The sequence below is a fragment of the Enterobacter sp. K510 genome (assembly GCF_055804875.1).
The window spans coordinates 516,834-531,912 of sequence record NZ_JBNRLQ010000002.1; the positions used below are offsets into that span (position 1 = coordinate 516,834).

Below are 15,079 nucleotides of genomic sequence, written 5' to 3' on the forward strand. Positions count from 1 at the left end.
AGTCGCCCGACGCCGGTTAGCCGGCGTTTTTTATGGGCGCAAACCTGAGAGAACCCGATTTGAATTACCAGATGATCACCACCAACGACGCGCTGGCCGCCATGAGCGACGCCGCGCGCGCGTTTCCCGCTATCGCCCTTGATACCGAATTTGTCCGTACCCGTACCTACTATCCGCAGCTTGGCCTGATCCAGGTGTTTGACGGCGAGCAGGTATCGCTGATCGATCCGCTGACCATCACCGACTGGACGCCGTTCCGCGCGCTGTTACAGGATCGCAGCATCATCAAATTCCTGCATGCGGGTAGCGAAGATCTGGAAGTGTTCCTCAACGTCTTTGGCGAACTGCCGGAACCGCTGATCGACACGCAGATCCTCGCTGCATTCAGCGGACGCCCGATGTCATGGGGCTTTGCCGCGATGGTGGAGGAGTACACCGGCACGGCGCTGGATAAAAGCGAATCCCGCACCGACTGGCTGGCGCGTCCGTTAACGGAGCGTCAGTGCATTTATGCGGCGGCAGACGTCTGGTACCTGTTACCCATCGCCCACAAACTGATGGCGGAAGCCGAAACCGCAGGCTGGCTGCCCGCCGCGCTGGACGAATGCCGCCTGATGCAGCAGCGCCGCCAGGAAGTGCTGGCCCCTGAGGAGGCATGGCGCGACATCAGCAACGCCTGGCAGCTGCGCACCCGTCAACTGGCCTGTCTGCGTCTGCTGGCGGACTGGCGTCTGCGTAAAGCGCGTGAGCGCGATCTGGCGGTGAACTTTGTGGTACGTGAAGAACACCTGTGGGCCGTGGCGCGTTACATGCCGGGCAGCATGGGCGAGCTGGACAGCATAGGCTTGTCAGGCAGCGAGATCCGCTTCCATGGCAAAACTCTGCTGGCGCTGGTGGCGAAAGCGCAGGAATTGCCGGAGGAGGCGCTTCCTGAGCCGCTGGTGAATCTGGTGGATATGCCGGGCTACCGCAAGGCGTTTAAAGCCATCAAAGCGCTGGTACAGGAGGTCAGTACGGAAAGCGGCGTCAGCGCCGAACTGCTGGCTTCCCGTCGCCAGATTAATCAGTTGCTCAACTGGCACTGGCAGTTAAAACCGCAAAGCGTGCAGCCTGAATTAATTTCCGGCTGGCGCGGCGATTTAATGGCACCAAAACTTAACGTGCTGCTAAAAGAATATCCGCGGTGATCTTTCATTACCCCTGTAATTAATTACAGGGTTTTTTGGCAGGTAAATAAAAAGGCAGCGTTGAGGCTGCCTTTTTTTATCTCTGATATTTTAACCAGTAAGAGAGATTTATTTACTGTCTTCTGTTTCCGGTAGCGTGACGTTCAGCTCCAGAATAGAAATATCGCCATCACGCTGTTCCAGTTGCACCGAGACCATTTCCGGATCGATCTGCACATAGCGGCAAATGACTTCGAGAATGTCCTTTCTCAACTGCGGTAAGTAGTGAGGTTCAGCATCGCTACGGCGACGCTCGGCAACGATAATCTGTAAACGTTCTTTCGCGATGTTGGCGGTACTTTTCTTTCGTGAGAGAAAAAAGTCGAGTAAAGCCATAATTTATCCTCCGAACAGGCGTTTGAGGAAACCTTTCTTCTCTTCTTCTATGAAGCGGAAAGGACGATCTTCTCCCAACAGACGTTCCACCGTATCTGCATAGGCCTTGCCCGCGTCTGACGCGGCATCCAGGATCACCGGCTCGCCCTGGTTGGAGGCGCGCAGCACCGACTGGTCTTCCGGGATCACACCAACCAGCTTGATACGCAGAATTTCCAGCACGTCTTCCATGCTCAGCATATCGCCTTTGCTGACGCGGCCTGGATTGTAGCGGGTCAGTAACAAATGCTCCTTGATTGGCTCCTTGCCCTGTTCCGCACGGCGAGATTTAGACGCCAGAATGCCCAGAATACGGTCAGAGTCGCGCACGGAAGAGACTTCCGGGTTAGTGGTGATGATGGCTTCATCGGCGAAATAAAGCGCCATCAGCGCGCCGGTTTCGATACCTGCCGGTGAATCACAGACGATAAAATCGAAGTCCATTTTCTGCAGATCGTCGAGCACTTTTTCCACGCCTTCGCGGGTCAGCGCGTCTTTATCACGCGTCTGCGATGCCGGCAGGATGAACAGGTTTTCAGTACGCTTATCTTTAATAAGTGCCTGATTTAACGTCGCATCGCCCTGAATAACGTTAACGAAATCGTATACAACGCGGCGTTCGCAACCCATGATCAGATCAAGGTTACGCAGGCCGATATCAAAATCGATAACGACGGTTTTCTTTCCCTTCTGGGCTAAACCTGTCGCGATGGCCGCGCTGGAGGTGGTCTTGCCGACGCCCCCTTTACCCGAAGTAACAACAATAATGCGTGCCATAGGAGTTCCTTGTTAAAAAGGGCTTAGTTCAATGGTTGAACAGTCAAAGCGTTATCTGCAATCAACAGACGCGCCGCTTTGCCATAAAATTCGGCCGGGATGTTCTCGCTCAGCCAGTATTCCCCCGCGATAGAAACCAGTTCCGCGGTGAGATGGGTACAGAAAATTTGTGCCTCACGATCGCCGCTGGCACCTGCCAGCGCGCGTCCACGCATCATGCCGTAGATATGAATATTGCCATCGGCAATCAGTTCTGCACCTGCGCTGACATGACTGGTAACAATCAAATCAGAGTTAGGTGCATAAATACGTTGCCCGGAACGCACCGGCGTATCTATCAACCGTGAAATGGTGTGGGGCGCAACAGCAGGTTCTTCCACCACTGCAACGGGGGCAGGGGCCTGACGTACCGCCTGCTCCTTGCCTTCCGTCAGTAACGGCAGGCCTGCTTGTTCGATTTCGGCTTTCAGGGCGGCATCTTTGCAGCCGCTGATCCCCACCACGCGCAAACCGGTACTGGCGATCACCTTTTGCAGCGTGGCCCAGGAAATATTGCCTTCCACATCAGCGACGTTAATCACAACCGGCGCATGTTGTAAAAACGCGGGAGCCTGAGCGATTTTGTCTTTCAACGCCTGACGAATAACCTCGGGCTTTGCATCATGCAAATGAACCACTGATAAGGTGAAGCTACTGCCTTTTAGCTCGATGGGCGTGTTTGACATCCTGACCTTACTCAATTTGCTATTATCACCCGTACAGCGGGTAATATTCCGAAGACCAGAAGGCATGTTATAGTCAGGATTATATTGAGGCAAGTGACCTCCCGACAAATAAGAGCAAAAGAATGTTTTGTGTGATCTACAAAAGCCCACGGCGTGAACAGACCTACCTTTACGTTGAAAAAAAAGACGATTTTTCCCGCGTGCCTGAAGCCCTGATGCAGGGCTTCGGTAAACCGCAACTGGCGATGCTCTTACCCCTCGACGGGCGTAAAAAACTGGTCAACGCCGATCTGGAAAAAGTGAAAGAGGCGCTGAAGACGCAGGGCTATTATTTGCAGTTGCCACCGCCGCCGGAAGATTTGCTGAAACAACATCTGGCGAGCAACGGAAAAGGTTAATTTCTTACGCGTTCAGGGTGTTACTCAGGGGGAACTCATGTATCAACATCATCACTGGCAGGGCGCACTGCTGGAAATGCCGGTCAGTAAAGTTGTCTGCGTCGGCAGCAATTACGCAAAGCACATCCAGGAGATGGGCAGCGCCACCCCGACGGAGCCGGTGTTGTTTATCAAACCGGAAACCGCGCTCTGCGATCTGCGCCAGCCGCTGGCGCTGCCGCAGGGACTGGGATCGGTGCATCATGAAGTTGAACTGGCAGTGCTGATTGGCGCCACGCTGCGTCAGGCGAGCGAAGCGCATGTCGAACAGGCGATCGCCGGGTACGGCGTGGCGCTCGATCTGACATTGCGTGATATTCAGGGGCAGATGAAGAAAGCGGGGCAGCCGTGGGAAAAAGCGAAAGGCTTTGATAATTCCTGCCCGATTTCCGGTTTTATCCCGGCGGCAGAATTCCAGGGCGATCCGCAAAACACCCCGCTTAGCCTGAAAGTAAACGGTGAAGTACGCCAGCAGGGGACGACGGCTGACATGATCCACAAAATCGTGCCGCTCATCGCCTACATGAGCCGGTATTTCACCTTACGCGCCGGGGATATTATCCTCACCGGCACGCCGGAAGGCGTCGGCCCGCTGCACAGCGGCGATACGCTGGAAGTGAGCCTCAACGGGTTAACCATTAATACCCGCGTACTTTAAATGCGAAATGCCGTCCGCAAGGGCGGCAAAGCTTGCATCAACGAGCCTGACTGGTTATAAGGTGCAGCTTGATTTTCTACTGGCGGATCCGCTTATGACTGACACTCCTTTCTGGCAAAGCAAAACACTTGAGCAGATGACCGACGCCGAGTGGGAATCGCTGTGTGATGGCTGCGGGCAATGCTGCCTGCATAAACTGATGGACGAAGACACGGATGAAATCTATTTCACCAATGTCGCCTGTCGTCAGCTGAATATCAAAACCTGTCAGTGCCGCAACTATGAGCGCCGTTTCGAATTTGAACCGGACTGCATCAAGCTGACCCGTGATAATCTGCCGACCTTCGAATGGCTGCCGCCAAGCTGCGCCTATCGACTCCTCGCCGAAGGGAAGAACCTGCCGGTCTGGCACCCGCTGCGCACCGGCTCCAAAGCCGCGATGCACGCCGAACGCATCTCCGTGCGTCACATTGCGGTTAAAGAGTCAGAAGTGAATGACTGGCAGGATCATATTTTGAATAAGCCGGAGTGGGCGGATTGATGCGGTGATTTGAAAGGGTTTTACCTTACAGCGAAGATTCCAGGGGCATGGGTGGGGCATCAGCGTTAAAATTCGCGTTCAGAATGCTCATCTGGTCGGCCCTCTTTTTTACCTAACCTTGTAAACCATCTGTGCGGTGATACAGCGTTGAGTGATCTTTTGTATTAAACCGCCACTTTGAAATATAAGCTTTCCAGTACCAGATACCTGCTCATTGCATCACCAACATAAATGTACATTTATTTGTGCTCATTTTGCCTAACTCGCGCGCAGGAGTTTTTATCCTGTGCTACTAACCCATTCGCATATTCGGCTGAATACACAGAACATGCGCTTCAGGCCTGTGGCGTCTGATTTCACTCATAAGCTGCGTGACGATACTTAACTTTGGTAGGGTGGGGACTCTCGGTTGTTTCATCACTTTGTGATAAAAGATATCGTGACATAACTCATAGGGAAGCAATAATGAAAAAGACTGTAGTTGCTTTATGTACAGTTGCTCTCAGCTTTACAGCTTATGCAGCCGAAACTAAAACCCCTTTGTCTGATGACGCGTTGTCGTATCAAGCTGAACTAATTTGCAGCGCTAAATTCAGAGCAGATGCTGCTAAGTCAGATTTTGAAATTAAAAAAGGGATATTAAATGCGACTGATCCCACTCCTTTCAATGAAGATGTACTGGAAGCCTATAGAGAAGTAGTTAAGGATCATCCAGGAATTGAGAAAATCGATGCTGATCCAAAGTATGTCGAATCCTGCAAACCAAACGTAATTGAGAAATACCGGGAAAAATATCCGCTTAAATGATTATCAGGTTAAATCTCTGAGTCGTCATGGGCACCAACCAACACTCATAGTCGTCCTGAAATCACAAAGCCGCTGGATACCACTATAACAAACGCTTAATCCATTCGAGCCTGTTGTTTACTCTCTCAAGCAGGGGATAAGCCCACAAAAAAATCCGGAAACACCATGTATTTCCGGATTTCAGTAACGCCGGGCTGAATGATTACCGCCCGAACAGATCGCGTTTTTTCGGTTTAAACCCCTGGGCAATCACCACCAGCACTGCAACCGCGAAGTAGGCGATAAAAATGCCCAGCAACCACTGCGGCATTTCCAGCGACAGGAACGACCACTGACGTTCCGCACAGTCACCGGACGCCACAAACACCTGCGGCAGCCACTTATCCAGCGGCAGCCAGCTCGGGAAGCGGGCGGCAAAATCACAGGTCGCAAACGGATTCGGGTGCAACATAATGTCAGTATGTTCCCAGGCCAGCTGGATCCCCCGAAAGGCGCTGTACAACCAGATCGCCATCGCCACAAAGCGCAGCGGCGTTTTAGGGGCGATGGCTCCCACAAGCCCCGCGCCCATCACGCCAAACAGCGCGCTTCGTTCATAAATACAAAGTACGCAGGGTTTAAGCAGCATCACATGCTGGAACCACAGCGCCACCATTTCAAGCGCCAGCGCGGTGAGGGCCATTAACAGCCAGGCACCGCGTCCGTGTGAGCACTTGTTCAAAAATCGCAACATAATCATTTCCCTAAGACAAGCGTGGACAACGCAGTGTAAACGAATTCACTTCCCGCGCCACTAGCCACAATAAAAATAATAAGTAATGGATTATTTTACCTGAATCGTCGCCAGGATAAGCCTGTCCCTTAAGTCAGTTTGCTGGTTTTATTCACCAGAAAAATGCGTCTGACAAAATCTTAAAAATGAAGTCCCGATCCCTTTTTCTTCATGCCTGGCGCTATCTGCGCCTGTATCGCTCTGGTATGATGAGTCTCTTTGTTAAGCTGTGTAATGGAAATCTCACTATGGTCATTAAGGCGCAAAGCCCGGCGGGTTTCGCTGAAGAATACATCATCGAAAGTATCTGGAATAACCGCTTCGCCCCTGGAACCATCCTGCCAGCCGAGCGTGAGCTTTCTGAACTGATTGGTGTCACTCGCACAACCCTGCGTGAAGTGTTACAGCGTCTGGCCCGCGATGGCTGGCTGACCATTCAGCACGGCAAACCCACCAGAGTAAATAATTTCTGGGAAACGTCCGGGCTGAATATTCTTGAAACGCTGGCACGCCTCGATCACGAAAGCGTTCCTCAGCTGATCGATAACCTGCTTTCCGTGCGCACCAACATCGCCACCATTTTTATCCGTACCGCCTTCCGCCAGCACCCGGAAGATGCGCTGAAGGTGCTGGCCACCGCCAGTGCTATTGAAGATCACGCTGATGCCTTTGCCGAGCTGGATTACAACATTTTCCGCGGCCTGGCGTTTGCATCAGGTAACCCGATTTATGGCCTGATCATCAACGGCATGAAAGGTTTATATACGCGTATTGGCCGTCATTACTTTGCGAATCCGGAAGCGCGCAGCCTGGCGCTCGGCTTTTATCACCAGCTGGCGCAGGTGTGTGAGCGGGGGGAGCTTGATCAGGTATACGACACCGTGCGTCGTTACGGTCGTGAGAGCGGCGAAATCTGGCACCGCATGCAAAAGACGCTGCCCGGCGGCATTTCAATGCACGGACGCTAAGAAAAAGCCCTCTCACCGGAGAGGGCTTTTTGTTTTAAAGATTGTTTGGCCGTGGCGGGCAACGATCCAACAGCTCTACGCTGCCATCCTCATTTTGCTGCTCCAGCGCGACGTCAAAACCCCACAGACGATGCACATGCTTTAACACTTCCCGACGGCCCTTATCCAGCGGCGCGCGATTATGCGGAATATAACGCAGAGTCAGCGAACGATCCCCGCGCAGATCCACGTTCCAGACCTGAATATTTGGCTCCAGATTGCTCAGGTTGTACTGAGCCGAAAGCCTGGCGCGTAGCTCCCGGTAACCGTCTTCGTTATGAATAGCCGAAATTTCCAGATAATTATTACGATCGTCATCCAGCACGCTGAACAGACGGAAATCGCGCATCACCTTTGGCGACAGGAACTGGCTGATAAAACTCTCGTCCTTAAAATCGCGCATGGCGAAATGCAGCGTTTCCAGCCAGTCCGATCCGGCAATATCCGGGAACCAGTAGCGATCTTCTTCAGTGGGCGACTGACAAATGCGTTTAATATCCTGGAACATGGCGAAGCCCAGCGCATAAGGGTTAATACCGCTGTACCAGGGGCTGTTATAGGGCGGCTGGAATACAACATTGGTGTGGCTGTGCAAAAACTCCAGCATGAAACGTTCGGTGACTTTACCCTCGTCATACAGGTGATTGAGGATGGTGTAATGCCAGAACGTGGCCCAACCTTCGTTCATTACCTGGGTTTGTTTTTGCGGATAAAAATACTGGCTAACCTTACGCACAATACGCAGGATTTCGCGCTGCCAGGACTCCAGCAGCGGGGCATTTTTTTCCATAAAATAGAGCAGATTTTCCTGCGGTTCGGACGGATAGCGGCGCGCTTGCGCCACGGTTTCCACCTCTTCGCGTTTCGGCAGTGTGCGCCACAGGGTATTCACCTGGCTTTGCAGATACTCCTCACGGCTTTTCTGACGGGCTTTCTCTTCCTGCAAAGAAATTTTCTGCGGACGTTTATAGCGGTCAACGCCGTAATTCATCAGGGCATGGCAGGAGTCGAGCAGTTTTTCCACCTCGTCCACGCCATAGCGCTCCTCGCAGTCGGTTATGTATTTCCTGGCGAAGATCAGATAGTCGACAATGGAGCTGGCATCGGTCCAGCTGCGGAAAAGATAGTTATTTTTAAAGAAAGAGTTATGTCCGTAACAGGCATGCGCCATCACCAGCGCCTGCATGGTGATGGTGTTCTCTTCCATCAGATAAGCAATACAGGGGCTTGAGTTGATAACGATTTCATACGCCAGCCCCTGCTGGCCATGTTTGTAGAGCCGTTCTGTCTCGATAAACTTCTTACCGAAAGACCAGTGAGGATAATTGATCGGCATCCCGACGCTGGAATAGGCATCCATCATCTGCTCAGAGGTGATCACCTCAATCTGGTGCGGATAGGTATCCAGACGGTAGAGCTTTGCCACGCGGTCAATTTCAGCAAGATAGGTATCGAGCAGCTCAAACGTCCAGTCAGGTCCATCGCTGAGACGTGTCGTATCCTTATTCATGGAATCAATCGTAGCCATTAGCGCGCCCTCATTGTTGGCGGATCTCTCTGTATGGAGAGCCTCATTTCAAGCATAGATCAAGGTGTCACAAAGGGTCTGCCCGGTAAATTTTTTTCTTCGCCATTTCACCTTGTGGTGACGGGGTAAAAGCGCCTGTTTGCAGCATTAAATGCTGACTAAAATCGCCGGTCAGCAGGAGATCCTAAATCCGCCATCACAGGCAGCGTAGGCGAAGATGTGAGGTAAGTCACCATAAAAAAGCCATATGTTGAATAACATTTTCATCTGGGTTATCAATTTGTAATCAGAACATTGTTCTTTCTCAAAGGGAGTGGTTATGCGCATTGTTGTACTGGGAAGTGGCGTAGTAGGCGTCACCAGCGCCTGGTATCTGAATCAGGCCGGACATGAGGTCACGGTGATCGAACGGGAGCCGGGCCCGGCGCTGCAAACCAGCGCCGCCAATGCCGGACAGATCTCCCCCGGTTACGCCGCCCCCTGGGCCGCGCCCGGCGTGCCGCTGAAGGCCATTAAATGGATGTTTGAGCGGCATGCGCCGCTGGCCATCAGCCTTGATGGTTCCCCGTCACAGCTGAAATGGATGTGGCAAATGCTGCGCAACTGCGACACCCGTCACTACATGGAAAACAAAGGCCGCATGGTGCGTCTGGCGGAGTACAGCCGCGACTGCCTGAAAGCCCTGCGCGACAGCACCGGCATCCAGTACGAAGGGCGGCAGGGCGGCACGCTGCAACTGTTCCGCACCGCGCAGCAATATGAAAATGCCACCCGCGATATCGCGGTGCTGGAAGACGCAGGCGTTCCGTATCAGCTGCTGGAATCTTCCCGCCTTGCCGAAGTCGAACCGGCGCTGGCGGAAGTGGCACACAAACTGACCGGCGGCCTGCGCCTGCCGAACGATGAAACCGGCGACTGCCAGCTATTTACCCAACGTCTGGCGGCGATGGCGGAACAGGCGGGCGTGGTGTTCCGCTATAACACGCCGGTGGAGCAACTGCTGTATGAAGGCGAAAAAATCTATGGCGTGAAGTGCGGCGATGAGGTAATCAAAGCCGACGCTTATGTGATGGCTTTTGGCTCTTACTCCACGGCGATGCTGAAAAATATTGTCGATATTCCGGTTTATCCTCTCAAAGGCTATTCACTCACCATTCCGGTGGCCGAAGATGACGGCGCGCCGGTTTCGACCATACTGGATGAAAGCTACAAAATCGCCATCACCCGTTTTGACCAGCGCATTCGCGTCGGCGGGATGGCGGAAATTGTCGGCTTTAACACCGAACTGTTACAGCCGCGGCGCGAAACCCTGGAGATGGTGGTGCGCGATCTCTTCCCGCGCGGCGGCCATGTGGAGCAGGCAACCTTCTGGACCGGGCTGCGGCCGATGACGCCGGACGGTACGCCGCTGGTGGGGCGCACGCCGTTTAAAAACCTGTGGCTTAACACGGGTCACGGCACCCTGGGCTGGACCATGGCCTGCGGTTCCGGGCAGTTGTTAAGCGATTTACTCTCCGGCCGTACCCCGGCCATTCCGTTCGAGGATCTGAGCGTGGCGCGCTACCAGCCCGGTTTTACCCCGGCCCGCGCGCAACACCTGCACGGTGTGCAAAACTAAAAAGGAGCAGTCATGTCTCGTCCTGTACTGGCCACCATCGACACTCAGGCGCTGCGGCACAACCTGCAGGTCGTCCGGCTGGCCGCGCCGGTGTCCCGCGTCTGGTCGGTGGTGAAAGCCAACGCCTATGGTCACGGGATTGAGCGGGTCTGGAATGCGCTCAGCAGCACCGATGGCTTTGCGATGCTTAATCTGGAGGAGGCCATTGCGCTGCGCGAACGCGGCTGGAAAGGGCCGATCCTGATGCTGGAGGGGTTCTTTCACGCCGATGAACTGGCGCTGTTCGATCAGTATCGCCTGACCACCAGCGTGCACAGCAACTGGCAACTGAAAGCGCTGCAAAATGCACGTTTGCAAGCGCCGCTGGATATTTATCTCAAGGTGAACAGCGGTATGAACCGCCTCGGCTTTCAGCCGGAGCGGATCCATACGGTCTGGCAGCAGCTACGGGCGATGAGCAACGTCGGCGATATGACGCTGATGTCGCATTTCGCCGTCGCGGAACGGCCGGATGGCATTGATGAGGCGATGGTAAAAATCGAACAGGCGGCAGAAGGGCTGGACTGCCCGCGTTCGCTGTCCAACTCGGCGGCCACGCTCTGGCATCCGGCGGCGCATTTCGACTGGGTCAGACCGGGTATCATACTTTACGGCGCGTCGCCGTCCGGTCAGTGGCAGGATGTGGCGACCAGCGGCCTGAAACCGGTAATGACCCTGAGCAGCCAGATCATCGGCATTCAGACGTTAAAGGCGGGCGATCGTGTGGGTTACGGCCAGCGTTATCAGGCACGGGGCGAGCAGCGTATCGGCATCGTGGCCTGTGGTTATGCCGACGGTTATCCGCGCGTCGCGCCGGACGGCACGCCGGTGCTGGTGGACGGCGTGCGCACCCGTACGGTAGGCACGGTGTCCATGGACATGCTGGCGGTGGATCTCACTCCCTGTCCGCAGGCGGGAATAGGTACGCCGGTGGAGCTGTGGGGGCAGGAGATCAAAATTGATGATGTGGCTGCTGCCGCAGGCACGGTGGGCTATGAACTGATGTGCGCCTTAGCCCCGCGCGTGCCTGTCGTGACGGTGTAACTTTTAACGGGGCGGTTATTCCGCCTCGTCTTCCATCGGGCGCACCCCGACCTTACGCACGGCATTATCTTCCTTCTCGGCTACCGTCCAGATCATACCGGCAAATTCCACCTGGTCGCCGACGACCGGCGCCGCGCCCAGCAGTTTCTGAATGATTTCCCCCAGCGTCTGCTGCTTGTCACGGTAATCCGCGCCCACATCAATGCCGTAGATCAGCGCCACATCTGCAAATTTCGCGCTGGCTTCAAGGATGAAGTCGCCGAAGAAGCGCTGATCCAGCGCCACCGGCGGCGAATGGCTGAACAGCTTGCCGAGCGCCGGAAGATCTTTCTCGCGGCCAATCACGCACAGCACATCCCCTTCACGCAGCCGGGTGCTGCCGGTGGGGTGCAGCAGGGCGTTATCACGGAACAGCGCGGCAATGCGCGTTTCCGCGGGCATGTGTAAATCGCGCAGCGCCGCGCCGACACACCATTTGTCATCGCTGAGCTGATAAATAAACTGCTCCCAGGGGTTTTCCGGATGAATATCCAGCCCGACGCGGGATTCCGGCCAGCCAACCGGCGGCACCACCACTTTTGCTTTTTTCGCTGCCCAGCCGAGGGAAGTGCCCTGGAAAAGCAGCGAAATCAGCACCACGAAGAAGGCGATGTTGAAGAACAGCCGCGCATTGTCCAGCCCGGCCATCATCGGGAAGACCGCCAGAATGATCGGCACCGCGCCGCGCAGACCCACCCAGCTGATAAACACCCGCTCACGCAGGTTAAAGCCGCGGAACGGCAGCAGCCCGGCAAAGACCGACAGCGGACGGGCGAAGAAAATCATCCATGCCGAAAGGATCAGCGCCGGAATGGCGATCGGCAGCAGATCCGATGGCGTCACCAGCAGGCCGAGCACCAGGAACATGGCGATTTGCGCCAGCCACGCCAGTCCGTCAAAGTTTTGCTGGATGCTGTAGCGGTTGCGCAGCGGGCGGTTGCCCAGTAAAAAGCCGCACAGATAGACCGCCAGGATCCCGCTGCCTTCCAGCGCCGTGGTGATAGCAAACACCATAATGCCGCCGCTTAACGCCAGCAGCGGGTAGAGCCCGGCGGGCAGCGCGATACGGTTGATCATCTGCTGGAGCAGATAACCCCCGGCCAGCCCGAGCACGATACCCAGACCAAACTGCTGAATAATGTGCACTGCAAACATCCAGCTCAGCCCGCTTTCATGCTGCTGGATCATCTCAATTAAGGTAATGGTCAGAAAGACCGCCATCGGATCGTTGCTGCCTGATTCGATCTCCAGCGTCGAGCCCACACGCTCGTTAAGCCCTTTGCCGCCAAGCAGGGAGAACACCGCTGCGGCGTCCGTTGAGCCGACAATCGCGCCCACCAGCAGGCCTTCCATTATGTCGAGATGAAACAGCCAGGCCGCCATCATCCCGGTCAGGCCGGAGGTGATCAGCACGCCCACCGTCGCCAGCGACAGCGCCGGACCCAGCGCCACACGAAACGAACTGGCCTGGGTGCGCATCCCGCCATCCAGCAGGATCACCGCCAGCGCCAGGTTACTCACCATATAGGCAAAGGGATAGTTATCGAAAGGGATACCGCCAACACCATCCACCCCGGCAAGCATGCCGATGGCAAGAAAAATGACCAGGATAGGAATACCGAGACGAGAGGAGAAAGAACTTAATAAGATGCTACAGGTTACAAGAACAGAACCCAGGATAAAAAGACCGATTATCGCCTCTGCTTCCAATGTCGAATTACTCCTTAAAACACCGTTACTGCCAGACAACATGCACGATCGGTGACCGTGCATCTCAATACGCTTCTTTATATTAACGGCAGGAGGTCAGATTTGATAAGTGCGATGAATGGTTTTTTTACGCATGCAGCACAGAATGCCCTGTCAGGGTTAACCCGGTATGGCTGCCATCGTGTTCCAGCGTCGCCTGCGCGCCAAGGGGCAGGGTGACGGTTTGCGGCTCATGGCCGAAGGCCAGCCCGGCGATTAACGGGACAGGAATTTGCGTGCGCATATAGTCGATCATCGCCTCAAGCGTGTAACCCGCGTCGTAATCGTTGGGGGCGCTGCCGCTGAAGCTGCCGAGGATCACCGCCCGCTGGCGGGATAAAATACCGGCATGGTGCAGCTGCAACAGCATGCGCTCCACGCGGAAAGGATGCTCGTTAATGTCTTCCAGCACCAGAATGCCATTGTCGATAACAGGCAGCCAGGGCGTGCCGATAAGCGACACCAGCATCGCCAGATTTCCGCCCCACAGCGTGCCCTGTGCCTGGCAGGGCTGGCCGTCGCCGTGCCATTCCACTGTGAAGGTTTCGTTGCGCAGTGCCAGCCAGAAGTGGCGTTCGGTGAAAGCGTCCACAGTTTCCGCGCCGACGTTGCCCGCCAGCATCGGCCCGCTGAAGCTCATCACGCCGTGCTTAAGCAGTCCCATCTGAAAAGCGGTGAAATCGCTGTGCCCGCAAATCAGCAGCGGATCCTGCCGCTGGCGCTGCGCAAGCCCGTGCCAGTCCACCGACGCCAGCAGACGACTGGCCCCGTAGCCGCCGCGTACCGGCATCACGATAGTGTTTTTACCGGCCAGCCGGGCAAGTCCGTTGAGATCCGCCAGACGCTCGGCATCGCTCCCGGCGAAGCGCTGCCAGCGACGGGCGATCACCTCGCGATTACGTACCTCATGACCGGCGGCCTCCAGACGCGCGACCCCGCGGGCGGCTGCCTGCTGATTGATGCAGTAGCCCGAAGGCGCAATCAAATGAAACACTGACATGGCAATTCCTTGCTGACATATAAGGTGAAACGTTTATCATGCCGCTTACGCCCGTCACACTTCAAGCGGCATCTGCTGGCCGGCGGGCGACTGAACATTACATACCGGTATAAGGATCGTTGGCGTGAAATTAAGATGGTTTGCTTTTTTGATTGTGTTACTGGCGGGATGCAGTTCAAAACAGGACTATAAAAATCCACCATGGAACCCGGAAGTGCCGGTAAAACGCGCCATGCAGTGGATGCCGATCACCGAGAAAGCGGGAGCAGCATGGGGCGTCAGCCCACGGCTTATCACCGCGATCATCGCCGTGGAATCCGGCGGTAATCCGACGTTGGTCAGCAAATCCAACGCGGTTGGCCTGATGCAGCTGAAAGCCTCCACCGCCGGACGTGAAGTGTACCGGCATATGGGCTGGAAGGGGCAGCCTTCCACCAGCGAGCTGAAAAACCCGGAGCGTAATATCTCAATGGGGACCGCTTACCTGAGCATACTGGAACACGGCGTGCTGGCAGGGATCGAAGATCCGGAAGTGATGCAATACGCGCTGGTGGTGTCTTATGTGAACGGGGCGGGGGCGCTGTTGCGCACCTTCTCATCGGATCGTAAAAAGGCCATCAAAGAGATCAACTCGCTCAGCCCGGATGAGTTTGTCGACCATGTGGCCGACAATCACCCTGCACCCCAGGCACCCCGCTATATCTGGAAAGTCCAGCAGGCGATGGATGCCATGTAAC

The 15,079-nt window shown here is 55.2% G+C and carries 16 protein-coding genes; 9 read left to right on the forward strand and 7 right to left on the reverse strand.

The genetic code is table 11. From position 1 onward, the window contains the following. The first annotated feature begins 59 nt into the window (after nucleotides 1–59). On the forward strand, nucleotides 60–1,187 hold the full coding sequence (gene rnd / locus ACQUTD_RS05100) for a ribonuclease D (RefSeq protein WP_473273956.1): 1,128 nt from the start codon (nucleotides 60–62) through the stop codon (nucleotides 1,185–1,187). Nucleotides 1,188–1,295: 108 nt separating this feature from the next. On the opposite strand, the gene minE is transcribed toward rnd, so the two are convergent. The 3 genes from minE to minC are packed head-to-tail and all read right to left on the reverse strand — an operon-like array spanning nucleotide 1,296 to nucleotide 3,103. Beyond that, entirely contained in the window at nucleotides 1,296–1,562 is a 267-nt protein-coding gene (minE, locus tag ACQUTD_RS05105) for a cell division topological specificity factor MinE (RefSeq protein ID WP_072568733.1), read from the reverse strand. A 3-nt stretch (nucleotides 1,563–1,565) separates the two neighbouring features. Next, complete coding sequence (gene minD / locus ACQUTD_RS05110) at nucleotides 1,566–2,378, reverse strand: septum site-determining protein MinD (protein WP_072568732.1); 813 nt, start codon at nucleotides 2,376–2,378, stop codon at nucleotides 1,566–1,568. Nucleotides 2,379–2,401: 23 nt separating this feature from the next. Then, nucleotides 2,402–3,103: a septum site-determining protein MinC gene (gene minC / locus ACQUTD_RS05115; protein ID WP_072568731.1), complete on the reverse strand. Its 702-nt coding sequence runs from the start codon at nucleotides 3,101–3,103 to the stop codon at nucleotides 2,402–2,404. A gap of 122 nt (nucleotides 3,104–3,225) precedes the next feature. Between minC and ACQUTD_RS05120 the strand changes: the two genes are divergently transcribed. The 4 genes from ACQUTD_RS05120 to ACQUTD_RS05135 all read left to right on the forward strand — a co-directional run bounded on the left by ACQUTD_RS05120 (nucleotide 3,226) and on the right by ACQUTD_RS05135 (nucleotide 5,546). Then, nucleotides 3,226–3,501: a YcgL domain-containing protein gene (locus ACQUTD_RS05120; RefSeq protein ID WP_072568730.1), complete on the forward strand. Its 276-nt coding sequence runs from the start codon at nucleotides 3,226–3,228 to the stop codon at nucleotides 3,499–3,501. Between the two features lie 37 nt (nucleotides 3,502–3,538). Further along, entirely contained in the window at nucleotides 3,539–4,198 is a 660-nt protein-coding gene (locus tag ACQUTD_RS05125) for a fumarylacetoacetate hydrolase family protein (RefSeq protein ID WP_473273927.1), read from the forward strand. A gap of 94 nt (nucleotides 4,199–4,292) precedes the next feature. Next, nucleotides 4,293–4,739, forward strand: coding sequence for a YcgN family cysteine cluster protein (locus ACQUTD_RS05130; RefSeq protein ID WP_318363721.1), 447 nt, complete (start codon nucleotides 4,293–4,295; stop codon nucleotides 4,737–4,739). Between the two features lie 465 nt (nucleotides 4,740–5,204). Continuing rightward, the gene (locus ACQUTD_RS05135; protein ID WP_318363720.1) at nucleotides 5,205–5,546 is read left to right on the forward strand and encodes a hypothetical protein; all 342 of its coding nucleotides are present in this window, start codon (nucleotides 5,205–5,207) and stop codon (nucleotides 5,544–5,546) included. Between the two features lie 202 nt (nucleotides 5,547–5,748). Here ACQUTD_RS05135 and dsbB read toward each other — a convergent pair whose 3' ends face one another. After that, nucleotides 5,749–6,279 carry a disulfide bond formation protein DsbB gene (gene dsbB, locus ACQUTD_RS05140; RefSeq protein WP_473273928.1) on the reverse strand — a complete coding sequence of 177 codons (531 nt, stop codon included), beginning with the start codon at nucleotides 6,277–6,279 and terminating at the stop codon, nucleotides 5,749–5,751. 287 nt (nucleotides 6,280–6,566) lie between these two features. Between dsbB and fadR the strand changes: the two genes are divergently transcribed. Beyond that, on the forward strand, nucleotides 6,567–7,286 hold the full coding sequence (gene fadR, locus ACQUTD_RS05145; RefSeq protein ID WP_072568724.1) for a fatty acid metabolism transcriptional regulator FadR: 720 nt from the start codon (nucleotides 6,567–6,569) through the stop codon (nucleotides 7,284–7,286). A gap of 34 nt (nucleotides 7,287–7,320) precedes the next feature. On the opposite strand, the gene ACQUTD_RS05150 is transcribed toward fadR, so the two are convergent. Beyond that, a complete protein-coding gene (locus ACQUTD_RS05150) occupies nucleotides 7,321–8,853 on the reverse strand; it encodes a SpoVR family protein (protein WP_072568723.1) in 1,533 nt (510 codons plus the stop codon). A 319-nt stretch (nucleotides 8,854–9,172) separates the two neighbouring features. Here ACQUTD_RS05150 and ACQUTD_RS05155 point away from each other — a divergent pair, with 319 nt between their 5' ends. Together ACQUTD_RS05155 and dadX are read left to right on the forward strand one after the other, a co-directional pair. Next, nucleotides 9,173–10,471 carry a D-amino acid dehydrogenase gene (locus tag ACQUTD_RS05155; protein WP_072568722.1) on the forward strand — a complete coding sequence of 433 codons (1,299 nt, stop codon included), beginning with the start codon at nucleotides 9,173–9,175 and terminating at the stop codon, nucleotides 10,469–10,471. Nucleotides 10,472–10,483: 12 nt separating this feature from the next. Continuing rightward, the gene (gene dadX / locus ACQUTD_RS05160) at nucleotides 10,484–11,554 is read left to right on the forward strand and encodes a catabolic alanine racemase DadX (protein WP_072568721.1); all 1,071 of its coding nucleotides are present in this window, start codon (nucleotides 10,484–10,486) and stop codon (nucleotides 11,552–11,554) included. A gap of 15 nt (nucleotides 11,555–11,569) precedes the next feature. On the opposite strand, the gene ACQUTD_RS05165 is transcribed toward dadX, so the two are convergent. Then, nucleotides 11,570–13,303 carry a potassium/proton antiporter gene (locus tag ACQUTD_RS05165; protein ID WP_072568720.1) on the reverse strand — a complete coding sequence of 578 codons (1,734 nt, stop codon included), beginning with the start codon at nucleotides 13,301–13,303 and terminating at the stop codon, nucleotides 11,570–11,572. Between the two features lie 127 nt (nucleotides 13,304–13,430). Then, nucleotides 13,431–14,342 carry a muramoyltetrapeptide carboxypeptidase gene (gene ldcA / locus ACQUTD_RS05170; RefSeq protein WP_473273929.1) on the reverse strand — a complete coding sequence of 304 codons (912 nt, stop codon included), beginning with the start codon at nucleotides 14,340–14,342 and terminating at the stop codon, nucleotides 13,431–13,433. 124 nt (nucleotides 14,343–14,466) lie between these two features. Between ldcA and emtA the strand changes: the two genes are divergently transcribed. Then, nucleotides 14,467–15,078 (forward strand): membrane-bound lytic murein transglycosylase EmtA, encoded by a 612-nt coding sequence (emtA, locus tag ACQUTD_RS05175; RefSeq protein ID WP_072568718.1) that lies wholly within the window; start codon nucleotides 14,467–14,469, stop codon nucleotides 15,076–15,078. Nucleotide 15,079: the final 1 nt, after the last annotated feature.